19 protein-coding genes are annotated in these 24,247 nt (G+C 39.4%); 8 read left to right on the forward strand and 11 right to left on the reverse strand.

The features are described from left to right. Positions 1 to 13 precede the first annotated feature (13 nt). Together ABJD64_RS17900 and ABJD64_RS17905 are read left to right on the forward strand one after the other, a co-directional pair. Entirely contained in the window at positions 14 to 175 is a 162-nt protein-coding gene (locus ABJD64_RS17900) for a hypothetical protein (protein WP_348180888.1), read from the forward strand. A gap of 176 nt (positions 176 to 351) precedes the next feature. Beyond that, on the forward strand, positions 352 to 1,056 hold the full coding sequence (locus ABJD64_RS17905; RefSeq protein WP_348208204.1) for a sterol desaturase family protein: 705 nt from the start codon (positions 352 to 354) through the stop codon (positions 1,054 to 1,056). 146 nt (positions 1,057 to 1,202) lie between these two features. Here ABJD64_RS17905 and clpB read toward each other — a convergent pair whose 3' ends face one another. Further along, positions 1,203 to 3,818 (reverse strand): ATP-dependent chaperone ClpB, encoded by a 2,616-nt coding sequence (clpB, locus tag ABJD64_RS17910; RefSeq protein WP_348180886.1) that lies wholly within the window; start codon positions 3,816 to 3,818, stop codon positions 1,203 to 1,205. A 299-nt stretch (positions 3,819 to 4,117) separates the two neighbouring features. Between clpB and ABJD64_RS17915 the strand changes: the two genes are divergently transcribed. The 4 genes from ABJD64_RS17915 to ABJD64_RS17930 all read left to right on the forward strand — a co-directional run bounded on the left by ABJD64_RS17915 (position 4,118) and on the right by ABJD64_RS17930 (position 8,936). Next, positions 4,118 to 5,236 carry a TRAP transporter substrate-binding protein gene (locus tag ABJD64_RS17915; protein ID WP_348180885.1) on the forward strand — a complete coding sequence of 373 codons (1,119 nt, stop codon included), beginning with the start codon at positions 4,118 to 4,120 and terminating at the stop codon, positions 5,234 to 5,236. Between the two features lie 10 nt (positions 5,237 to 5,246). After that, positions 5,247 to 5,936, forward strand: coding sequence for a YdcF family protein (locus ABJD64_RS17920; protein ID WP_348180884.1), 690 nt, complete (start codon positions 5,247 to 5,249; stop codon positions 5,934 to 5,936). Between the two features lie 283 nt (positions 5,937 to 6,219). After that, positions 6,220 to 6,870 carry a hypothetical protein gene (locus tag ABJD64_RS17925; protein WP_348180883.1) on the forward strand — a complete coding sequence of 217 codons (651 nt, stop codon included), beginning with the start codon at positions 6,220 to 6,222 and terminating at the stop codon, positions 6,868 to 6,870. A 281-nt stretch (positions 6,871 to 7,151) separates the two neighbouring features. Further along, complete coding sequence (locus ABJD64_RS17930) at positions 7,152 to 8,936, forward strand: hypothetical protein (RefSeq protein ID WP_348180882.1); 1,785 nt, start codon at positions 7,152 to 7,154, stop codon at positions 8,934 to 8,936. Here the strand turns inward: ABJD64_RS17930 and ABJD64_RS17935 are convergent. The 5 genes from ABJD64_RS17935 to ABJD64_RS17955 form a co-directional block, all read right to left on the reverse strand. Beyond that, positions 8,933 to 10,291, reverse strand: coding sequence for a CsgG/HfaB family protein (locus tag ABJD64_RS17935; protein WP_348180881.1), 1,359 nt, complete (start codon positions 10,289 to 10,291; stop codon positions 8,933 to 8,935). The genes ABJD64_RS17930 and ABJD64_RS17935 overlap by 4 nt on opposite strands. A 167-nt stretch (positions 10,292 to 10,458) precedes the next feature. After that, positions 10,459 to 10,785 carry a TfoX/Sxy family protein gene (locus tag ABJD64_RS17940; RefSeq protein ID WP_348180880.1) on the reverse strand — a complete coding sequence of 109 codons (327 nt, stop codon included), beginning with the start codon at positions 10,783 to 10,785 and terminating at the stop codon, positions 10,459 to 10,461. A 50-nt stretch (positions 10,786 to 10,835) separates the two neighbouring features. Further along, a complete protein-coding gene (locus tag ABJD64_RS17945; RefSeq protein ID WP_348180879.1) occupies positions 10,836 to 11,285 on the reverse strand; it encodes a GNAT family N-acetyltransferase in 450 nt (149 codons plus the stop codon). Continuing rightward, positions 11,245 to 12,501, reverse strand: a complete 1,257-nt coding sequence (locus ABJD64_RS17950) for an MFS transporter (RefSeq protein ID WP_348180878.1) — start codon at positions 12,499 to 12,501, stop codon at positions 11,245 to 11,247. The genes ABJD64_RS17945 and ABJD64_RS17950 overlap by 41 nt, the downstream gene beginning before the upstream one ends. Positions 12,502 to 12,717: 216 nt before the next feature. After that, positions 12,718 to 13,134 (reverse strand): MaoC family dehydratase, encoded by a 417-nt coding sequence (locus ABJD64_RS17955; RefSeq protein WP_348180877.1) that lies wholly within the window; start codon positions 13,132 to 13,134, stop codon positions 12,718 to 12,720. Between the two features lie 409 nt (positions 13,135 to 13,543). Here ABJD64_RS17955 and ABJD64_RS17960 point away from each other — a divergent pair, with 409 nt between their 5' ends. Then, positions 13,544 to 15,577, forward strand: a complete 2,034-nt coding sequence (locus ABJD64_RS17960; protein WP_348180876.1) for a DUF3857 domain-containing protein — start codon at positions 13,544 to 13,546, stop codon at positions 15,575 to 15,577. Between the two features lie 4 nt (positions 15,578 to 15,581). Next, positions 15,582 to 17,498 (forward strand): DUF3857 domain-containing transglutaminase family protein, encoded by a 1,917-nt coding sequence (locus ABJD64_RS17965; protein WP_348180875.1) that lies wholly within the window; start codon positions 15,582 to 15,584, stop codon positions 17,496 to 17,498. A 61-nt stretch (positions 17,499 to 17,559) separates the two neighbouring features. Here ABJD64_RS17965 and ABJD64_RS17970 read toward each other — a convergent pair whose 3' ends face one another. The 5 genes from ABJD64_RS17970 to ABJD64_RS17990 all read right to left on the reverse strand — a co-directional run bounded on the left by ABJD64_RS17970 (position 17,560) and on the right by ABJD64_RS17990 (position 24,115). Then, entirely contained in the window at positions 17,560 to 18,735 is a 1,176-nt protein-coding gene (locus tag ABJD64_RS17970; RefSeq protein ID WP_348180874.1) for an acetyl-CoA C-acyltransferase, read from the reverse strand. Positions 18,736 to 18,774: 39 nt separating this feature from the next. Next, the gene (locus tag ABJD64_RS17975) at positions 18,775 to 21,177 is read right to left on the reverse strand and encodes a 3-hydroxyacyl-CoA dehydrogenase/enoyl-CoA hydratase family protein (RefSeq protein WP_348180873.1); all 2,403 of its coding nucleotides are present in this window, start codon (positions 21,175 to 21,177) and stop codon (positions 18,775 to 18,777) included. Then, positions 21,170 to 21,634, reverse strand: coding sequence for a MarR family transcriptional regulator (locus ABJD64_RS17980; RefSeq protein ID WP_348180872.1), 465 nt, complete (start codon positions 21,632 to 21,634; stop codon positions 21,170 to 21,172). Before ABJD64_RS17980 ends, ABJD64_RS17975 begins: the two co-directional genes overlap by 8 nt. Before the next feature lie 175 nt (positions 21,635 to 21,809). Continuing rightward, positions 21,810 to 22,289, reverse strand: a complete 480-nt coding sequence (locus ABJD64_RS17985; RefSeq protein WP_348180871.1) for a thermonuclease family protein — start codon at positions 22,287 to 22,289, stop codon at positions 21,810 to 21,812. A gap of 17 nt (positions 22,290 to 22,306) precedes the next feature. After that, positions 22,307 to 24,115 carry a tetratricopeptide repeat protein gene (locus ABJD64_RS17990; protein ID WP_348180870.1) on the reverse strand — a complete coding sequence of 603 codons (1,809 nt, stop codon included), beginning with the start codon at positions 24,113 to 24,115 and terminating at the stop codon, positions 22,307 to 22,309. Positions 24,116 to 24,247 lie beyond the last annotated feature (132 nt).

Here is a 24,247-nt window from a genome sequence, read left to right on the forward strand (position 1 = left end):
AAGGATTTCAAGTATGAAAAACAAAATTGTGTTTTCGGTTTTCTTCTTTGTGTTGGCCTTTCCAATTTATGCTCAAATAGGTCCAGCGACACCAATCGATGGTGGGGTCTCAGTTTTGCTGGCCTTGGCAGCTGCTTTCGGAGTTAAGAAATTAATCGATACAAAGAAATCATAAAATCCGATTGAGTGGATTTTCAAAATTTGATTAGCAGGGTCTGGGAACAGCTCTACTTGTTCTTTCAATCATATTTTGCAGCATGGGTGTTATTCACCCTTATGGAATTCGCATATCCGAATAAAAAACAACCTCTTTTTTCAAAACATCAATATCATGAACTTTTAAGCGGCCTGATGGTTGCAATCGTTTTGTGGCCCTTGGCTTCTCTTTTGAAACTCCAAATCTTCTTAGGGCTAGGTAGTCTATTTCCTAATTTGACGGTAAATCTGAATTGGCCTATTTATATTCAGGTGATTTTCGGTTTAATTCTATTCGACCTTGTCCAATACATTGGACACAGAATGATGCATTTAAAAATATTCTGGCCATTTCATTTATTTCATCATTCGGCGATTGAGCTCAGATCGAGTACGCACTTTAGAGTGCACCCGGTAGACTTTATAGTAGCCAGAGTATTCTCTATTCTATTACTTTTTCTAATCGGTTTCGATTCGGAGGCTTTAAGATGGGTTCTCATTTCTAGCACTATTAACAACATGTGGGTTCATACAAATGTAAATTTTGACTATGGCTTCCCACTCAGATATATACTGTCCTCGCCAAACTATCACAAATGGCATCATTCAGCACAGATCGAAGGTAAGGACAAAAATTTCGCAGACCTTTTCCCTTTTTTAGATTTACTAGGCGGAACGTATTACCAACCAGATAAGAAAATTCCAAAAAGTTTTGGTGCCTTTGGGTTCTCGGAGGATTCTCCTGTACATCAATCATTGATTGGGCCATTGGTTTACCCTTTCAAGGCAAAAAAAAATCCCGGGGAACCACCCCCGGGACAAAACTCAAAACATAACCAATCAACTAATCTCAATCTGTGATTGAGAACCGAGTGGGCCGACAGCCCATCAGTTGTTAATCAATCTAAACTCAAATGTTTATATTCAATTCCCGTGCCAAAAAATACCAACCGGTATTAAAAAATGTTAAAATGCCAACAGGAACCATTTATTTCTATCCATTTTAATTAATCCTCGATTTTCACATCATCCAGATTGATAAACTCAATTTCATTTTGATCATTGAGTGTCATTCCGATTACTGCATCGTTGGTGATGGCTCCCGATAAAATCTGTTTAGATAACTCATTGAGAATAACTTTTTGCATCACTCTCTTCAGCGGTCTTGCGCCAAACTGAGGATCAAATCCCAATTCACCTAACCGGTCCAGTACCTGATTCGATCCTTCCAGCTTCATCCCATTTTCGGCTAAACGCTTCTGAATGTGCTTGAATTGTATGCCGACAATCTTGCGAATGTTTTCCTTGGTTAAAGGTCTGAACATGATTGTCTCATCCACCCGGTTCAAAAACTCGGGTCTTACAGATTGTTTCATCAATTCAAAAACCTCACGTTTGGTCTTTTCAATAATCTCTTCACTATTGTGTAGATCCAGTCTTTCAAAATTTTCTTGAATCAAATGTGAACCAATGTTAGTAGTCATGATGATAATCGTGTTCTTGAAATTGGCCACACGACCTTTGTTATCAGTCAATCGTCCATCATCAAGCACTTGCAACAATACGTTGAAAGCATCTGGATGTGCTTTTTCTATTTCATCAAGTAGTACAACAGAATAAGGCTTTCGTCTCACGGCCTCAGTGAGCTGACCACCTTCGTCATATCCTACATATCCTGGAGGTGCGCCGATCAATCTGCTTACGGCATGGCTTTCCTGGTATTCAGACATGTCTATTCGTACCATGGCATTCTCGTCATTAAAGAGATAATCTGCCAATGCCTTGGCCAACTCGGTCTTACCAACGCCTGTTGTTCCCAGAAAAATAAATGAGCCAATGGGTCGATGAGGGTCTTGCAAACCAGCCCGACTTCTTCTTACCGCATCAGAAATACTTTCAATCGCTTCTTCTTGTCCTGCCACCCGCTTGCCCAACTCATCTTCCAGGTGAAGCAATTTCTCTCGATCGCTCTGCAGCATTTTCTGAACGGGTATACCAGTCCATTTAGCTACCACCTCGGCAATATCCTCGGAGTCCACCTCTTCTTTTAGTAAGGAGCTCTCACCTTGCATCTCTGTCAATTGAATTTTAAACTCTTCAAGCTTCTTTTCACTTTCCTGAATTTTGCCGTATCTGAATTCAGCCACTTTACCAAAATCTCCTTCTCGCTCTGCCTTTTCGGCTTCGGTCTTGTAATTTTCAATATTCTCCTTTTCGGTCTGAATGCCAGTAATTACGGCTTTTTCATTTTCCCATTTCGCTTTTAGTTCGTCACGTCTTTCTGACAATTCGGATATTTCCTTCGACAATACCTTTTCACGGTTTTTGTTTTTCTCTCTTCGGATAGCTTCCCGCTCGATTTCCAATTGCATGATCCTTCGCTGCAACTCGTCTAGCTCTTCTGGAAGAGAATCGATTTCAATTCTCAATTTAGCAGCAGCCTCGTCCATCAAATCGATTGCCTTATCCGGCAATTGACGATCAGAAATATATCTACTCGACAGTTCTACCGCAGCAATTACTGCGTCGTCCTTTACCCGAACACCATGGTGCACTTCGTACTTTTCTTTAATCCCTCGAAGTATCGAAATTGCATCTACTTCACTAGGTTCATCTACTAATACAGTTTGGAATCGCCTTTCAAGTGCCTTGTCCTTCTCAATATATTTTTGGTATTCTTTTAACGTAGTCGCTCCGATCGCATGGAGTTCACCACGTGCCAAAGCAGGCTTTAGCAGGTTAGCCGCATCCATTGCTCCTTCTCCGCCACCAGCACCTATCAGCGTATGAATCTCATCAATAAATAGGATGATCTCTCCTGCAGAATCAGTCACCTCTTTGATGACCGCCTTCAAGCGCTCTTCAAATTCCCCTTTGTATTTAGCTCCCGCCACCAGCATACCCATATCCAAAGAGTAGAGCACTTTGCTTTTTAAGTTTTCCGGTACGTCACCATCTACGATTCTTTGGGCCATACCTTCAATAATGGCTGTCTTACCCACACCGGGTTCGCCGATCAGCATCGGGTTGTTTTTTGTCCGTCGGGACAAAATTTGTAAAACTCGTCTGATTTCTTCGTCGCGCCCAATCACCGGATCAATCTTACCATCTTTGGCCAATTGATTCAAATTTTTGGAGTAACGTTCCAAAGACTGATAATTTGATTCTGCGTTTTGACTATTCACTTTATTTCCTCCTCTTAATTCATTAATAGCAGATTCTAAATCTTTTCGATTGAACCCTGCTTCTTTCAAAATACTAGCCGTCTTGTCTTTTCCTACAAGGATTCCCAAAATAATGTGTTCGATAGCCACAAATTCATCGCCCTGTTTTTTGGCAATGGATTCCGCTTTGGTCAATGCAGCAGCTGAGTCATTAGACAAATAAGGCTGCTGACCTGACACCTTAGCATAGGTCTCCACCTGAGTTTCAATTTTCTCAGCTAATTGCTCTTTATTAATCCCCAGTTTTTTAGTAACAAAACCAATAACGTTTTCATCTGATTCCAGGATCGCCTGGAATATGTGCGCTGGCTCTATGGCCTGTTGGCCATTGGCCAAAACCAACTCCCCGGCTTTGTTAATGACCTCTTGTGATTTAACTGTATATGTATTGAAATTCATAATTTTAAATTTTTTGCCCTGAAATCATTCCAAAGAAAACAGTTCTCAAATACAAGGCGTGCCCAAATATCCGGAGATTCCTCTTTTGTCGAAATGACATCGGGTAGGGTCTGATCAAAATTCCAACCAATTCAATAATCCCTCATAATTCGGTCATTATGTCCTATTTTTTGTGTTAAGCGCTCATTATCAAGTCATTATGTCCGAAATTAAATCCTGTTCTGTGCCAACTCCGGACGGCACTTAGGTGTTTTGATTTTATTGTTCTATTTTCGGATTACTTTATTTAACCACCAAATATGTCTGAAAACGGCCGTCGAAAATTCATTAAGTCTGCTGGTGCAGTAGCTGCTGCCGGAGCTACTGGAATCATCGCTTCTTGCTCTTCTCCAGAGACTGTTGCCATTGATACTCCAAATATCAACTTCAATAAAAACTTTCAATGGAAGATGGTGACGACCTGGCCACCTAATTTTCCAGTACTCGGTGAAGGCTGCAAGTTGCTGGCCAAATGGGTTGACGAAATGAGTGGTGGACGTTTAAAAATAGAAGTTTACGGTGGGGGAGAGTTAATACCTTCTTTGGAATGCTTCGATGCAGTCAGTCATGGTGCAGTAGAAATGGCCAGCGGTTCGGGCTACTACTGGGCAGGGAAAATCCCGGCCGCTCAGTTTTTCTCATCAGTTCCATTTGGCATGAATGCTCAGCAGATGAATGCCTGGATCATCAACGGTGGGGCCAACAAATTGTGGGATGAAATTTATGAACCTTTCAATCTCATCCCATTGCCCGGCGGAAACACAGGTGTGCAAGCCGGTGGGTGGTACAACAAAGAAATCAATACGATCGAAGATTATCAGGGATTGAAAATGCGCATGCCGGGTCTGGGTAGTAAAATCATCAACCGGGCCGGTGGTACCGCGGTGCTGGTGGCTGGCGGTGAATTATTTACCAACCTCGAGCGAGGTGTCATCGACGCAACCGAATGGATTGGTCCCTATCATGATTACCTCATGGGGTTTCATAGGGTGGCTAAGCACTATTACTATCCCGGGTGGCATGAGCCAGGTACGGTGCTGGAGATGATCATGAATAAATCTAAGTTCAACGAGTTGCCCAAAGACTTGCGGGAAATTCTTCACTCTGCCATCTATAGACTCAATCAATGGATGCTCCTCGAATTTGAGCAAAAGAATTCGATCTATTTGCAAAAAATGAAAGATGAACAGGTGGATATCCGACCTTTTTCAAAAGACGTCTTGGACCCCTTGAAAAAAATTGCTGAAGAGGTCATATTAGAATTGGTAGAAACAGATGCACAAAGTAAAATAATCTTTGAGCATTACTCTTCGTTTAAAAAGCAAATTGGTGCATGGTCTGATATGAGCGAGAAATATTACTACAAAGAAATTCTATAAATCAATGTCTGTGAAAACCTATTTTAGTTGGAAAAAGATACTGATAGGTTTATCCGTCCTGTTGATTGGGTTTATTGTAACTACCTGCTCAATTACTAAAAAAAATATTAAAAGCCAATACCAGGAAGTGTTAAACGGTGATCCATTGGACGTGATTATCGTTCCGGGAATTCCATTTGAAGGGGAGACCTGGCATCAGGTCATGAAAATGCGGGTGTATTGGTCCGTACACCTTTTTGAACTCGGACTCACCAAAAATATTATTTATTCCGGTAGTTCCGTTTATTCGCCCTATGTAGAAGCAGAAGTGATGAAAAGGTATGCCGTTGAACTTGGCATTCCGGAAGAAAAAATCATCTTAGAACCTAACGCTGAGCACAGCACAGAAAATGTTTTTTACTCCTATCATCTGGCAAAAAAGTTGGGGTTTGAAAATATCGCGCTGGCCACTGATCCTTTTCAGTCTAAGCTGATGAAAAAATTCATTCGAAAGAAGCTCAAGAAAAAGGTCAAACTGATTCCCATCGACTTTGATTTAATTCATGAGCAGATGACACTACCAGACCCTCAGATTGATACCGCTGATCTACACGTTCAAAATTTTGTGTCCATCACAGATCGAGAGTCCTGGTGGAAACGGTTCATGGGAACCCTGGGTAATAATATTGATTATGACAGTTTTGAAAAGGTCAACAAGTAGGAAGTTTTGACAACTTCCACTCTGCAAGCTCGGTTCTTAACAAGGATGTATTAGGGATTAGGATACGTATCGATAGTCTTGAAACCTCAATGGTTTGATTAAGAGTAATCACTAGAAGGGATCTGATTTTAAAAATGTTGGACTGACTAAAGCCACGCACTTTTGTCTTTCTCTTATCGCTTTGCTAAATTATGGCACAATCATTGTAATTTCCGCACCTGATATTTGTATACTAAGCCATAATACGAATTTGGCTCAATCCAAAAAATTTAAACTGACGATTATGAAAACTATTAGAATTGTAATGCTGGCACTGGTTTGCTCGATGATGGCTTACACGCCGGCAGAGGCTCAAGTCAACAAAAAACCGCTAAAAAAGGAGATCAAGAAAAAAGCGGTAAAAGAAGCTCGAAAAGAAGCTAAAAAATACTCAAAACAAGGATATACTACAGCTCCTGGTGCGTTACCCATGGCGAAACAAATAGAAACAGCATGGATGCGTCAGTATGAAGTGGATGAAGAAGGGTTTCCTTTATACATTGTCGCTTCCGGAAATTCCGTAGCCAACACGCAATCCGCCGCTAAGCTTCAAGCTACCGAGCTGGCAAAACTTGAACTCGCCGGATCTATATCTACACAGGTGGCTGCACTAATTGAAAATAGCATTTCCAACCAACAATTAAATGCGGAAGAAGCGGCGTCTGTTACTAAGACCGTAGCAGCATCAAAAAATATCATAGCTCAGGAGTTGGGTCGTTCTTTGCCACTTTTCGAAATTTACAGAACGTTGAAAAATAAAAATGTAGAGGTAACCGTGAGAATGGCTTACAATACCAAAAAAGCAATGGAAGTTGCTCGGAAAACTTTGAGTCAGAAACTTGAGTCAGAAACCAGTCTGGCGCATGAGAAACTTGAGAAACTATTGAAATTTTAATCGCTGGGCGATAGCCCATGGGATTAAATTCCTCAACCCCTCTGGGTCGAAGATATAAGCCAATTCCCCCGTCCGCTTGCCAGGGGGATTATTTATTATTTGATGAGGCTGTCTCAATAGGAATTCCTTCAATTCGAAGGAATAACGTTGCCCGGTGAAGTGACACCCGAAACCCCCACCGGGCTGCAATGCAGATGGAGACATCTCTCTGCATTCAATATAACGCTGACATTTACTTTTGAGACAACTTCATCATCATTCGAGTTTAAATCAATAAACACATGAAGTACTTTTACTCTCTTGTTTTAACATTTCTAATGATTGGGCAGCTACATGCTCAGAAGGACGCTCCGAGCTGGCTGGACCCATACCAACGACAGGATCAATATCCTGCTGACAGTTACCTCACGGGCCTAAGCTCTGAGTTGGTTGGTAAAAACCAAAGTCTCGCAGATATCTATGGTCAGCTCAATCAACTCTCCAGAAATCAAATCATTGAATCTGTCCGCGTAGATGTTAAGGCGGAAACGGAAATGAATATTTCCATTGTGAATACTGAATCCACACAGAGACTGGATCAAATATCAGTGTCTACCTCTGAAGCAGAACTTGTAGGCTTGAAATTTGAAAATTACTATAACAAGAAGAAGAAACTTGCCTTCTCATTTTCATATGTGAGTATTGAGGAATTGATTAATTACAATCTGGACATTATTCGGGTCAGCACTTCGGAAATTGATGAAAATATTGTTAAGTCTCAAGAGGCCCTGACCTCAGGAAGAAAAGGCAGAGTCATTGAACTTCTGTATGAGTCGCAGGTCAAACTGAATCAGATTAATGAGGCCGCCATTGTTTTACTTGCATTATCTCAGGAGAATAGAATTGATTTTCCAAAGATCCGCGAAATGAGATCTTCTGTGGCTGATCTAACAGATAAAGCTTTGACAACCGGCAAGCTCAAGATCGGTGAATTGGCAAATCATCTCAGCTATCAATTGCAGCTACAATTGGGAGAAGAGCCCATAAATGTTTGTCAGGCCACCATCACCTTCCAAGACTCAGGTAAAGAGAGCGATTTCTCCATTGAATTAAGAAACAAATCGTTGAATACGCTAGGAGAACTTGGCATCGCACAATTATCTGAATCAGAGTGCCAATTGACCTACGAAGGCGCATTTGATGAATCCAATGAACTAGCAACTGTAACTGTCAATCTGGTAGATGCCACCGGTACAGCCAAAATGGGTATCAGTACAAAAGTTCCTATGGATGTATTAGATCTCGGAACGACGAATTTTTTGCCAAAAAACTTTAAGTACATAGATGTTCTATCCTCAATAAAACCGAGCCATACAAAGTCAGACTATGTAATTAAGAAAGTAGACCTTTTTGATTACCCGATTGAGGTAGACGTAGTTAAAGGTGAAGAACTGTTAGCAGACATTCCACTTGCGTTTACTATTAAACGAGAAGAGCGGGTCGAATTTGAAACTACCCTGTCTTCTGACAAGAGCGGTAAGGCATCATTAATGTTAAATACTGATCAACTTCCACTTAGCGGTGATTTTGTGTTAACTACTATGATCGATGTTGCTTCGTTACTGGATATTCCTACTTCTTCAGGTTTTTACCAAAAGGTAGTATTGGATCATCCTCCTTACAGCATAGAAAATAAAATCCAGGTGATAGCACCAACGGTCTATGTAAAGTCTTCAGAGTTTAGTTTAGGTAATGAAAGGAGAATTCCTATTTTAGCTCCTTCGGTAAAGAAGGAACTGGCCGAGTTAGATTATCAGTTCATTGATACTAAAGCCGGTGCTGATTATGTGGTTGAAATAGAAGCTGCCACAAGAGAAGGTCAAAGGAACGACATCGCGTCATTTAGCTATTTGGATGCTACCGTTTCAATGCAAGATCTGAAAACGGGAAAAGAAATTTATAAATACTCCGTTTCCAATGTGAAGGGGGGAGGAGCCGACTACAACACTGCTGATGCTAAAGCCTACGAAAAAGCTAAGAAGATGATTGCCAATGACCTGTCTTACAAACTTGAATTTGGAGACTAATTGCCCACTGTGGATATGTAGGAGGTAAGACTCTTAAACACCTTAGCAGAAGCTTCTTTTGAAGCGCTATTTGTCATTTTACTAAAACCAGGATATTTTCTTTCTTCACGTGGTATAACGGGTAGCGCTCTTTTGTCCCCGGTAAAGCTGCCAATCCATCTGAATGTCCAAGTGTCTGTTCCTGTGGTAGACCCCGACTCCAGTACCTGGCCCGTTTGTACATCGATTACTTTGAAGGTACAACCCACTGTAGCTTCAGCACTTTTAGTAAATATTTTGGCGGTAGCCTTTACATCGCCTTTGATTTCACGTGTTTTTTCTTTGCCATCCTCATCGGTATATTTCTCCTTTCTAAGAACCACGTTTTTGGTATAACTTTTTTCTGACGGTCCGGACTCTTGTCGGTCGACAATATTTTCCGTCACATTTCCTACTAAAATCACATCTACTCCTTTCAGTTCTCCAATTTCAGCTGTAGTAGATTCATCCATAAGCCCGGACAGAGAGAGTTTTTGTTCCTTGATCACTTTATCCAACTGATCCCTGTCTATTACTTCAAAGAATTCCAATGTTTTTGCCTTTGTACTTAGACTACTTAAAAGCTCGTCGGTCAGTCTTGCTGCAACATCACCATACCTAGTAGAGACCGACATATCAAATTTGTTCACTCCCATTCTTGTCGTGGCTACAATTTTGATTCCGTTATACCTTTCCATGGCATCGCGGTAGTCGGGCACGTACTGGTTGGCCCATCTAAAATGTTTCGCTGCCTGTTTTAGCTCAACTTTCTCTTCACTATTCTCAAGTTCTCTGCCCTTGGCATAGTGCATGACAGCTGCTTCTTTTTTCGACTCTTCAAACTTAGTTCGCGTGGCCTCGAGTTCTTTTGAATAATCTACCGGTTCATAGCTAAAGCCCGCATCTCTTTTTTTGGCAGGGTTAAAAGATTTTCTAGGTATACTGGCAAGAATTTGCTGAATATCACCAATGGTAGTATAAATCCTGATTAATTCTGCAACGTTGGTTACGGTCTGATCGCCAGCAAAAGTAGCTGTGGATTGGTTTAGCCTTTCTATACGAGTTAAGCTACCCTCAAGGCTCGGTTGGTAAGTCTCATTTAGTCTTTCTTGCGCATTTGAAAAATGACTCTTTTTCTCTGCGGTTTTAAGCGCCATAGCTGCGTTGAGAACAGCATTGTTGTACTCACCCCTTTTCATTAGGCCTTTGGCTTCTCTTGCATAAAACCTGGTTTTTTTGCCTTTTTGTACCTTATATGTTTTTAATGAATAATTAGGTTGGGCGACAATAAATGAAACACTAAAAATGAGTAAAAGGGAGAGTGATATGCCTTTCATAAAGCTACTTTTAGATTTTTACGGTATACCACGAAGTTAATCAAGTTAATCATATATGTCCAGCGTTTTTAGCTAGCCGCTCTTAAGGAGGCCTTTTTAGTGCGGCACTTCCTAATGAGAGGCAAAGGAACAATATGGCAAATCTGATGGCGGCTTATTCTGATCAATTACAATTTAGACTCCGCATGTTCAATGCCCAGATTCACCCAGTATGCCAGGTCTGTTTCTGATTGAAAACCATCGGGAGAAACATAAAAAAATTCTTTCATGGGTTTCCCAGTAAAGTCCATGGGACGTACATGTTCCTTTTTCAGCTCTTCTTGATCCTTTGGAGAAATGGCGCGAACACATAAATCGTCTTTGACGATTCCAACGCTCATTTTGCCTTTGTACAAATAGCACAACCCACCGAACATTTTTTTTTTCGTGATATGATCACCATAAGGGGCCAAATGTTGACGGAGTCTTGCTGCAAGTTCTTCGTTGTAGGCCATCTGTCAATGAGTTAGTTTATAATGATTTAATATGTCCTCCACCTAATTATTCATTCTTCAGTTTTGACAATCTTTTCCATATCGACATGAGGAATGCCATCGTCGAGGTAAACATCAGACGTTTTTTCAAAACCAAAAGATGCATAGAAATTCGAAAGATGTTCTTGTGCTTGCAGATAGATGGTTTCAATCTTGCTCTTGTCCTGAAGAAAACTCAGCGCTTCTTCCATCATTTTTCTACTTAGACCCTGACCACGAAAGGATTCCAAAGTCAGCACCCTGCCTATAGCCGCTCGTGTCGGATCCGGATAGTAGATTCTTAGATAGCCAACCACCTGATTTCCATTTGAAACAATCAGGTGGTTGGCATGTTGATCTTTATTATCCAGTTCCGGGTAAGCACATTTCTGCTCTACCACAAACACATCAACCCGTAACTTGAGAATCTCATACAACTCATCAAGGGAGAGCTGACGAAATTTTTTGATCTGTATTTCCATATCCTGCTTCTTCAGCTTTCAAGCGATATCTCAAATAGTAGCACAACAAAAGCCCTACTGCTGTGGCGACAAACACCATGCTCCAGGTAAAGGTATAACCAAATTTTTCAATCAGTTGCATGCCCACATTGGGCCCAATGATATGTGCGGCTGAAAAAGCAATAGGAAAGAGAGCCATGTATTCTCCGGCCTTTCCTTTTTGTGAGCGTTCCATGGCAAACGAATTCCCGAAAGGAAAAACCAGCATCTCTCCCAACGTAATGAAAACCATACTTATAATTAAAATACCACCCCAGGTTGAAAAGTTGAAAACCCAAAAACCCAAGCCAAGAAAGAGTGTTCCAATCCAAATAATTGATGCTTTCGATATCCTGCTTTTCTCCAGCCAATTGATCAATGGCATTTCCAATAAAAATATGATCATTCCATTGAGAGAGATTAACCATCCGATCTGGGCTTCTGTCAAATGATGGACCGTCTTGTAATACAGAGGAACCGTGGCGAACATCTGAAGAAAAACCACACCCGTGATAAAAACCACTGCTAAAAATACCAAATAGGAAATATCGGTATAGGCCGATTGCTGCTTAGTAGCAACTCCACTTTTTTCCTGAACAGGTGCTCCGTCTTTTTCACTTATCAAGAGGTAAAGTAAAATGGCTGCCGACATACAGGTAATGCCATCAATCCAAAACAAGGTGCCATAAGACAAAGTCGCAATAATGGCTCCACCTATAGCCGGGCCAAAAGAAAAACCAAGGTTAATCGCCAAACGGATCAATGTAACTGACCTTGTGTTATTTTCAGGTTTACTATAGGCACGAATGGATACGTACATCGCTGGTCGAAACATATCAGCCACCAACATAAGAACAAAGATGCCCGACGCTAAATACCAAAAATCATTGAGGTACTGCACGACGATAAAAATGATACCTGCGCCAATCAAGCTGAGTAGCATCACCTTATAGTATCCGATCTTATCGGTCAGTTTGCCACCAATCCATGCACCAACAATTGAGCCTGCTCCAAAAGAAGTCATTACCCAGCCGACTTCGGACAGGGAATAACCTAAACTGGCAGTAAGGTATAGAGACAAAAAAGGCACCACCATGGTGCCCGCTCTGTTGATAAATGTGATGAGTGCAAGCAGCCATATTTCTCTTGAAAGGCCTTGATAGGATTGTATGTACGCGTCGAGTTGTCTTTTAATCATCTTGTTGGTTTGGTAATGAGTGAAATGGCAACTCTCGCAAGTTGCCATATACGATTGAGTTTTGTCGGTGATTTTTATGAACTGTTTCTATCAGGAGATAGACTTGCTCAATGGTCGTTGGCACCGACAAATCAGATTACGAACAATTGATTCTAAAAGATGCTGTTTTCATATGAATTGAAATACTGATGATTATCAGAATATATAATAGTATGACTAGGGAATACGTTCGATGTTTTTAACCTCAGCTTCTCCGTCAAGAACAATTCTATTTCTTCCAGATTCTGTTTCAAAGTATTGAGTACTAATTACCGCAATGTGCTTACCCACTCTAATGTCTTTGATTTCAAACTTCACAACATACTTTTTACCAGGATAGATAGCTCTTTTAAATTCCAATTTCTGGCCAAGGTAAAACGTCCCCGGCCCTGGAAACTCCATACCTAATATTTTGGATATTACAGCAGAAGTAAAAATACCATGGACGATGGGTGATTTGAAGTTGGTAGTAGCGGCGTACACGGCATCTATATGCAGCGGGTTTTTATCACCGGACAATTCAGCGAAGGCATTGACCTGTTCCTGGGATATGGTAAATTCTGATTCGTAGGTATCTCCAACTTTCAATTGCATCTTTTCATTGTTCGCCAAAAATATATACTAATTAGTTGTTGACAATTCTATGGTTTAAGCTATTTATCAAAAAAGCAGATGATCGTTGGTGATCATCTGCCAGTCATTTGTTGGATTAGTATGCTAAGTAGTCTAATAAAAAAGTCCACTAGGACATTAAAAATAGTGATAAACCAAAGAAGTTAGAAATACAAGGTTTGTTTTTTTGACTGTTCAGAATTTTATACTAAATATTCTATGAATTTGTTTGATATATTTTGTTCTTGGCTAAATTATAAAATTTATTATGGAACATTCAAAACAAGTAGCTTATAGTATAACTGCGACCGCCATTTAATTTGGTCAGATTCACTTATGATAAAATAATATTAGTTAGATTTCGAAAATTTTTTCTGAAAAATATAATGCCATGAAATTACTATATGCTCTTTCTTTTATAACCTTTTTCTTTCTTTCCGCTAGTATCTACGGCCAAGCTCCACCAATGAAATTTGGCAAGATAGATCCCGCCAACTTAGAGATGAAATACTATGAAAAAGATTCTAGTGCCAGTGCAATCATTCTTTGCGATTATGGCGTTTCAAAAATTAAATGGGCACATGGAGAAGGGTGGAAATTGATCACCGAAGTCCATCGACGAATCAAAATATTTAATAAAGATGGTTATAAATGGGCTGATGGAGAGGTTTATTTATGGCATCAATTTGGTGACAAGGAAAAACTGAATTTTCTTAAAGGCTTTACATACAACCTTGACGGCAAAAAAGTTGTAAAGAGCAAATTAGAAAAATCTTCCATTTTTGAAGAAAAATACAATGCCAACCAAGACGTCAAAAAATTCACCATGCCGGAAGTGAAAGAAGGTTCAATCATTGAATACTCTTATACTATAGTATCTGATTTTCTCTTCAACTTTGACGATTGGAAGTTCCAGTCCACTATTCCAGTAGTCTGGAGTGAGTTTCGTACTAAAATTCCTGAATACTACATCTATCAAGTTGTCCCTCAGGGATACCTTCCGTTCGACGTTGCAACCAACGAAATGCTTCCACAAACAGAAACAATTGCTGTAGCGGGTAGATCCACAGCACCTGGTCAAAGAAGTGAGTCATCTGTGAATACAGTTAAATATATGGAAGAAAACAGAATTTGGATTGTCAAGGATGCACCAAAGTTTGAATCTGAAGATTTCATGACCTCTTCGAACAATTACATTTCAAAAGTGAGTTATGAATTAGCTTTCAAAAAAATGCCAAATTCTCCTCAAATAGATTATATGGGTACCTGGGACAAATTCAATCGCAGGTTTTTGGAAGCAGAGTATTTTGGGGCGCATCTAAACAGGGCGTGGAAAATAACCAACCCAATCAAAGGATTAGCATTAGAAGGGAAATCTGAAGAAGAGAAAGTAACGGTTGTCTATAATTTTGTGAAAAACAAGATCTCTTGGAATGGTAATAACAGGTGTACACTTAAAAAAACAGCTGACTACTCATTGAAAAATCCATTGAATGAAGGAAAAGGCAATTCAGCAGAGGTCAACCTAATCTTAACTACGTTGATGAGGAAAGCGGGCCTGAAGGCTGATCCGGTATTGATTAGTACTCGTAACCATGGCATAGTAAAACAAGAGTTCCCAATGATGGATCAGTTCAACTATGTGATTTGCAAAGTGAATGTTGGAGACCAATACTTATTGCTAGACGCTACTGATGCTTATCTTCCCATCAATACGCTGCCGGAAAGGTGCCTGAATGGCCAGGGCTGGGTAGTTTCAAAGGACCAGCCAGGTTGGGTAAACGTAACATCGAAAGAAAAAAAATCTACAAAAATTTCTGGCTCTCTTAATTTAAGTGACGACGGAACTATTACCGGAAATCTGAAGTATGCGTATGAAGGATATAAAGCACGGTCGTTGAGAAAAACATTCTTGAATAGTGGTGAACAGAACTACATCGATGACAAAATTGATAACTCGCCTTGGGAAATCAATTCATTGCAACTTGAAAACGCAAAGAACTTATCTCAAAGTTTTGTTGAAAACTATGATTTTGAAATAGAATCAGACGATGTAAGCACTGCTTCCATAATTTACTTGTCGCCTATGCTTGATGGAAAACAGGGGTCTAATCCATTCAAATTAGAAGAACGCAAATATCCTGTAGATTTTGGAGCTCCAATAGAAGAAACGTACTATGTTACTATTGACATCCCAGAAGGTTATATGATTGATCAATCTCCTGTGCCATTGGCGCTGAGCCTTCCTGCAAAAAGTGGTAACTATAAATTTCAAGTTACACAGCAAGGCAATAAATTAATGGTATATAGTAAATTGTCAATTAAAAAAATTCAATTTTCGCCACAAGAATATGCTTATCTCAAAGAGTTCTTTGCTCAGATTATCAAAAAACAAAATGAACAAATTGTATTAAAAAGAACTTGATAGTATGCACTTAACTAGGTTAATACTTGGTGTCTCATTATTTGTTGTTTTTGGCTTTAATGCAATGAGTCAGGGTGGGTATGCCGTTCATTTCATTCCGGACTCTTTGAAGCAAAATGCTAATGCGGTTTTCCAATTGAATAAAACCGAATTCGTAATAATTTCTAAAAATAAATCTATTGAGAAAACACACCAAGTCATCACCATATTGAATGACAGAGGAAAAAAATACGCGACGCTTTACGAAGGATATGATAAGAAATCGAGAATCAAAAGAATAAGTGCAAGACTCATAGATGTCAATGGTCAAGTTCTTGAAACTTATGACAGTTTTGATTTTAAAGACCAGAGTAATGTGTCAGGGGGAAGTATTTATGATGACAGCAGAATTAAATATTTGGATTTGTCACAATCTACCTATCCATATACTATTGAATTTAAAAGTGAAGTAGTGTATGAATCTCTTTTTTATATTCCTAATTGGTATGCATTGCCTGATCAAAACGTATCTGTCATTCATTCGATCTACAAACTAGAATGCCCTCCTGAGCTTAAGCCAAGATTCAAAATGCTTAATTCTGACCACCAACTGGTAGAAAAGCATGAAAAAGGAGTAGACTATGTCTCATTATTTGTCGAAAATCAAAAGGCAAGGAGAAGAGAGCCATTCGGGCCAGCATTTTTCGAATCTATTCCAAGACTGATAGTGGCTCCTTCTATAATGGGCTATGATGGGTTTTATGGAAATATGGATAGCTGGAAAAACTATGGACGTTGGCAATTACAATTGAACAAAAACCGGGATAGCCTAAATAATGAAACCATTCGTGAAATTAGAATAATTACCGATCAGTTTGAATCCAGAGAAGACAAGATCCGGTCCGTATATGAATATGTGCAGAACAAAACTCGATATGTAAGTATTCAACTTGGCATTGGAGGTTGGCAGCCATTCGAAGCATCACAAGTAGATGAATTAGGATATGGTGATTGTAAAGCTTTATCTAATTATACCTATTCATTGCTAAAAGCTATAGGAATTAATTCTCATTACACAAAAGTTTACGCGGGTGACAATCCACCAGACTTGTATCCGGACTTTCCCTATATTTCCTCCAACCATATAATTTTATGTGTTCCGAACCAACAGGACACCATTTGGTTAGAATGCACAAGCCAAACGAATCCATTTGGGTATTTAGGTGATTTCACAAGTGACAGAGATGTACTGATCGTGACGGAAGATGGAGGAATAGTGGTCCATACACCAATTTATACCAAAAATGAAAATCGGCAAATTACAAAAGGCGAAATTCAACTATCCGAAGAGGGAAATGCCAAAGCATTGGTTGACATATTGTACACCGGTACTCAATATGAAAACAATGACTTGAACTGGTTAGTTGATGATGGTGATGAGAAACTAAAAAAGTGGATTTATGAAAACACTGATATTCCCGAGTTTCAAATTGATGAATTTGAATTCAATTTGAACAATAATAAGATTCCATCCATCAATGAACATTTAGAATTGACAGTTCGGACAATAGCCTCTGTCAATGAAAAGCGCTTATTTTTGAGACCAAATCTTATGAACAGGTGGAAAAAAGTGCCACGCAAAGTCTCGAATCGGCAAACTGATGTGGTTCTCTCTAACTCATTTTTTGATAGTGATTCACTGGTTTATATTATTCCCGATAAATTTAGCATTGAGCATTTGCCAGAAAATATTTCCATATCAAATGAGTTTGGTAATTTTAGTGTGGCCTATACTTATGAAGATCATAAATTGACCTATGTACGAAAAATAGGTTGGGACAAAGGACGGTATCCAAAAGAATCATATAATGATTTTCGAAATTTTTATCGTGCCATTGTCAAAGGGGATAAGGCCAAGGTTGTCTTTGTAGACAAAACATAAAAAAAGCCCCACAAAGTGGAGCTTAAAATGCATCAGCATTTTTCTCATAAAAAGTAAAAGTCTATTTCAGAAACTCATAGATACCGGCTACACCTTGGCCTCCTCCTACACAAGCAGTAACCATTCCGTATTTCTGTTTCCTCCTTCGCATTTCGTTGATCAGTTGAACGGACAGCTTAGCCCCCGAACAACCAAGTGGGTGACCCAAAGCGATAGCTCCACCGTTAGGATTAATTTTTTCAGGATCCAGTCCAGCTTCTTTAATCACTGCCAGAGACTGAGTGGCAAAGGCCTCATTCAATTCGAACTGATCAATATCATTGAGTTTCAAACCTGCTTGTTTCAATGCCTTCGGTATAGCAGCAACCGGGCCGATTCCCATAATTCTTGGATTGACTCCTGCAGCAGTATAAGTTACCATTCTTGCGACTGGCTCGAGATTTAGTTCTTTCACCATAGCTTCTGACATGACCATTACGAAAGCGGCACCGTCAGAAGTTTGGGATGAATTTCCGGCAGTCACGACTCCTCCCATTTTAAAGGCAGGTTTCAACCTGGCCAAGCCTTCCATAGAAGTTCCCAGTCTTGGCCCCTCGTCTGTATCAACGACAAATTCACGCTCGGCCTTTTTGCCTTCATCATTCACATAAGTTTCTTTGACGGTAATGGGGACAATTTCATTTTTGAACTTATTATCTTTCAAGGCGGCCAAAGCTTTGTCATGAGATTTTACGGAAAACTCATCCGCCTGCTCTCTGCTGATATCATAGTCAACCGCTATTTCTTCAGCTGTTAGTCCCATGCCCAAATAATACTCTGGGTGGTTTTCTGCAATTTTCCAGTTAAGCGCTGTTTTGTAACCAAGCATGGGTACCAATGACATTGACTCTGTACCACCGGCAATAATACAATCTGCCATTCCAGCTTTAATTCGCGCAGCAGCAGTTGCAATTGTTTCTAAACCAGAACCACAATATCTGTTTACCGTTACTCCGGGAACTTCTATCGGTAAGGAAAGAAGAGATATCATTCTTCCCATTTGCATACCCTGCTCGGCCTCTGGTATGGCATTGCCTACAATTAAATCATCAATTCTTTTTGGATCAAGCGCTGGAACACTTGCGACCAAATGTTTGATTACATCGGCAGCCAAATCATCAGGACGAGTAAATCTGAATCCGCCTTTTTTCGATTTTCCAACTGCTGTTCTAAATCCGTTTACTATATATGCTTCCATTTTTGTAGTGTCTAAAGTTAAAATTCAAGATTGACCCAATTAGTTCCTCAAGGGTTTGCCTTTGAACAAAATACTATGAATTCGTTCTAGGGTTTTTGGTTCACCGGTCAAACTTAAAAAGGCCTCTCGCTCCAGATCCAAAAGATATTGCTCTGAAACCAAAGTAGGTGATGACAAATCTCCACCATTCATCACCCAGGAAATTTTCTTGGCGATTTTCATGTCATGGTCGGAAATGTAATTACCATAACGCATACCTGCCACACCCGCTTCAAACATGGCTAGTCCCGACTTTCCCTGAACTTTAATATCTGTTCTTTGCGCCGGTTGCGTATATCCTGCTTCTGCCAATTCTATTGCTTTTTGCTTTGCGTCAGCTAAGAGTCGTGCCCGGTTCAAAGTAAAATCATCCGACTTTCTAATGAAGCCTAAATCTCTAGCTTCATAAGCTGAAGTCGCAACCTTAGCTGTGGCAATTGTCATAAAGTTTTCCTGAAGCACATTAAGTTCGGGGTCTCCGGCCCTATAGGCATCTGAAGTTCTTAAAGTCATTTCTTTAGTACCGCCACCACCGGGAATGAGGCCAACACCAACTTCCACTAATCCCATATAGGTCTCTGTGTGAGCCTGAATGTGATCCGAATGTAAGGATAATTCACAACCACCACCGAGTGCCATACCAGAGGTAGCCACCACCACAGGGATTGAAGAATATCTTGCTCTCATCATGGTATTTTGAAAATGGCCAATCATCATGTTGATCTCATCGAAGTCCTGATCTCCTGCATACATAAATAGCATTGCCAGGTTTGCACCTGCAGAAAAGTTTTGTCCTTCGTTGCCAATAACCAGTCCACGATAGCTCTCTTCAGCTTTCGAGATTGAAGCATTAATGCCTTCGATAATTTCGGCACCCATGGCATTCATTTTGGTATGATATTCCAGATTGAGTATGCCATCACCGACATCGTAAAGGGTACATCCGGGATTCTGATAGACAATGTTGTTTTCTTTGAAAGCATCCAGGATGATTAGACCTTCTGTTCCCGGGATTACTTTATAAGCCTTCGATGGAATGTCATAATATAGTTTCTTTCCATTTTCGAATTTGTAAAAACTCTCATGACCAGCTGATATCATTTCTGTCACCCAATCAGCTGGTTTCATACCAGCTTCTTCCATTTTGGCAGCAGTTTCTTTTACACCCAAAACATCCCAAGTGGCAAATGGCCCGATCTCCCAGGCAAAGCCTGCAGCTACGGCTTGATCTATGCGATATAGCTCATCTGCAATTTCGGGAATTCGCAAGGAGCAATATTTGAACATATCGTAAAATGTAGTTCTATAAAATTCGCCAGCTTTTCCGTCAGAATTTACCAGAATAGGAATACGCTCTTTTACATTTTCAATGTCTTTGACCTGGCCAATAGCATCAAAATGACCTTTGGTTCTTGGACCGTATTCGAAAGTTTTGAGGTTTAGCTCAAGGATTTCTTTTTTGCCAGTTTCATTTACTGTCTTTTTGAAATAGCCTTGCTTGGTTTTATCCCCCCACCATTTTTTATCATACAATTCCTGTACAATTTTAGGGAGTTTGAAGGCTTCACGTGATTCATCATTTGGTAAACCATGATATAATCCATTCGCAACATTAACAGTCGTGTCGAGACCTACCACATCCATAGTTCGGAAGGTTGCCGATTTTGCACGTCCAATTATAGGCCCAGTGAGTTTGTCAACTTCACCAACAGTCAAGCCAATTTTTTCAACAGCGTGCATGCCGGACATTATCGCATAGATGCCAATTCTATTGGCAATAAAGGCCGGAGTGTCTTTACACAAAACGGTTTCTTTTCCAAGAAACAAATCTCCATAATTCATTAGAAATTTGATGATCTCCGAATCTGTCTCCTTGGTAGGAATTATTTCCAACAGTCTCAAATATCTGGGCGGATTGAAAAAGTGTGTTCCGCAGAAATGTTTTTTGAAATCGTCACTTCTGCCTTCCGCCATGAAGTGGATCGGAATTCCAGAGGTATTAGAAGTTACAAGCGTACCCGGTGTTCTATATTTTTCAACTTGATCAAAAACAATTTTTTTAATTTCTAATTTTTCAACTACCACTTCCATGATCCAGTCGTAGTCAGAAATTTTCGACATGTCGTCTTCGAAATTTCCAAGTGAAATTAGCGATGCGTCTTTTTTGTCATAAAGTGCGGCTGGCTTAGCTTTCAATGTATTTTGAAATGCAAGGTTTACAATTCTGTTTCGAACAATTTTGTCTTCCAAGGTCAGGCCTTTCGCCTTTTCTGCATCATCCAATTCGTTCGGAACAATATCCAGGAGAAGTACTTCAACTCCAATGTTTGCAAAATGACAGGCAATTCTTGATCCCATAATACCGGACCCAAGGATTGCTACTTTTCTGATGGCTCTATTCATTTTCGATTAACTCAATTTTTTGGTCAAGATTTTTATTTTCTTCGATAACGTTGTCGATTGCAGTCATTACTTCAAAGAATGCTTCAAGTTTTTTGGACGGAACGGCATCTCTCACTTTTTCGTTAAAAAAGATGACTGCCTTTCTCGAAAAATCACGTTTTTTCTTTCCAGCTTCTGTCAAATAAATTCGAACAGATCTCTTGTCTTCGGTATCTCTTTCTCTATAGATCAATCCCGTTTCCTCCATATTTTTGAGCATACGTGTGAGGCTGCGAGATTCCATTCCAAGCAATGGTGCAATTTTTGTAGCCGGAGTGCCCTCTTCTTGATCAATATTTAGAAGTACGAAACCGGAAGAGGCCGTAATTCCTTTTATCGAACCTCCTTGATTATACATTCTGGATATAGCATGCCACACTACCTTAATGTGATAATCGACTGTTTCTTCTTTGCGCATACACTTTGAAATTTAATGATTACCTTTCGACTGTCGTCAAAGATATATAAAATTTGTTATGCATGCATACTAATTATAGGAATTGTGCTATTCCTGACCAATTAGGTGGCGAACAGTAAGGAAGAGTTCGAAAGATTTAAATCCAACGGCAATCTCTTCTTTTTCAAAAAATAATCTATCTCTTTTTTTTGCTTCTACTCCAGTCCCACGGGGGCTGAGCACCGCCATCTTTCCAGAGTCCAATCTCTCTTGATCTTGCCGTCTTATGGGCGATCTCTAAATATTTGTCTTTAGAATATCTGTAGTCCCACCAGGCATTTCCGGTTAGTACCATTTCATAATTGAAATGAATATTATCGGCTGTAACTACCACAGCTTCTCTTCTACCATAAAACTCTCCTGGCATCAAATAGGCTTTCACTTTCTTGTTCAAAAGCAGTCCACTTGCAAACTCCTTTGATCTTAGTCCATATTCCTGTGGAAGTTCCGGCGCATCTATGCCCATAGCCACTATTTTCATGAGAATCCCGTCTTCAGATTTCATACTAAAGCTATCTCCATTATAAACACTTGTGACAGTTCCTGAAAATACTTCCTGAGCAAATGAGGCATTTGCAAATGAAAGTAAAAAGAGAAATAAAAGTTTATTCTGCATGTTGCAATTTATTATAATCAATTGATGTTGTCTCCTCTTAGCTTCCTAAATCTTTTTCTAGACTCAGCAACATACACGCTTCCAGGATAAGTAATCAAAAAGTCCTTATACAATTCCATCGCCCTTTCTTCATCGTAAAGATATTCTTCATAGATTTCGGCCAGAAGAAACATTGCATCATCGCCTAATATATCAGAAGGATAGCTAGATAATATGGCTTGCAACTCTAAAAGCGAATTCTCGAAATTTCCAAGTTCTAGATTGATTTTTGCCATCTTCCAATATATCTCATCAGTAAGCGAATGTCCAGGATATTTTTTCAGCATGCTTTCGAACTTTATCAGAGCACTGTCCTTTTTATTTTGAAACAGTAAGAGTTCGACGGACGCAAATTCCTTCATTACAAAGTCAGAAGAATCTAACACCGTGTTGTCTTGAATTAAAAGACTTAAGGACATGGCATCGTTAGCAATTTCTCTTGTAGTTGCAAGTTTTAAAATATCTAAGTGGCTTTTGGCTAATTCGAAATTTCCTTGATAATAGTTGAGTTTTGCATTTTTTAATTTGGCTGAATATCCTATTGGACTGTCTTTATTACTCTTCTCTACTTGAGAGTAAAGTAAGGTTGATTCCCAAGGATCGTTAGTTAGCAAATAAATGTCCCCTAAATCTAATTTGCTTTTAGCCTTGAGTGCGAGATTTATTCTGGGCGCGCGAATGATTTCATTCAAAATATTGATAGCGGAATCCAATTCATCAAGATAAAAGGCATGTAACAAGGCTTTACTTCTTAGTGCTTCAATAGTTTGAGTATTTACGCCAATATCTAAAATCAACTGCTTGTAGTCGTAAGTGAGTTCCCGGATTGCTTGCTTTTCAATTGGAAAGTCATTTTTTACTTTTTCTTCACGTGATTTTATGATTTGTCTTCGTGCGCTTATGTAATTTCCGGTATTTGGATAGTTGTCGGTCACATAAGTGAATATTTCAATAGCATCATTGTAAGCCTTATTTTCAAGTGCAATATTTCCAATGTCCATCACTCTGTTTCCATTCGTTTTATATTTTTTGTCGACAGCTCTTGCTTGAATATAAGCACCATGAAAGTCATTTTGTTGTAGGCTCACCCAAATTAAAAGTTCGGGATATATTTTTTCATTCGGCTGCTTTTGAATTTTTTCAATTAGTATATCTCTAAAGTTCTGAATGTCCTCTTCCTTTTGGAGAATGTTCTGCAATATGTTTTTCACATATCGAAGATTGTTAGGGCGAATAGAGGCGAACAAAAGATACTCTTCAATCATTTGTGTTTTTTGATCAAGTATGCGATAAGTGTTAGCCAGTTCTAGTGCATAACTTGTTTTGTCCTTGTCACTTTTTCGACCTACTAAATATGATTTTAGCGCATAGGGGGTGAGTTGTTTGCTGACAAAGTATTGTGCAGCTGTACGAATGAGATATTTGTTTTCTTTTGCTCTATCAATGGTCTCGTTATAAACATTTTCGGCCTTCTCCTCTTCACCAATTGTTTGATACAAGAGTCCTTCGTCTATTTGATAATATACGTTTGCGGGATAGTATTTTCTCGCCTTTTTTAAATGCTTTTCTGCCGCTTTGTAATCTGCGATTGTCAGCAAAATACTCAGGTAGTTATTATGGATTTGCTGAATGTATTGAGGATTCCCCGACAGTTTTTCATAAATATCCCGAGCCTTGTCTAATTCCCCATTGATATAGTATTCGTTGGCAAGTTGAACCTGATTAGAACTTTGTGCCGCCGCAAGTGTGGGAGTTATTATTATAAGTAGATAAAAAAATTTCTTCATTCTTCAGTTGTCCACATTTCTGTTCAATCCTTAAAATAAAAATATAGATTAAAGAAATTACTATTCTTTATTAGGACTGTAGATATGTGTATAAGTTTTTCTTCTTCAGTGTTATGTTATTGATTGGTGCAT

This window comes from Reichenbachiella sp. (genome assembly GCF_039944555.1).
Taxonomy (GTDB): Bacteria; Bacteroidota; Bacteroidia; order Cytophagales; family Cyclobacteriaceae; genus Reichenbachiella.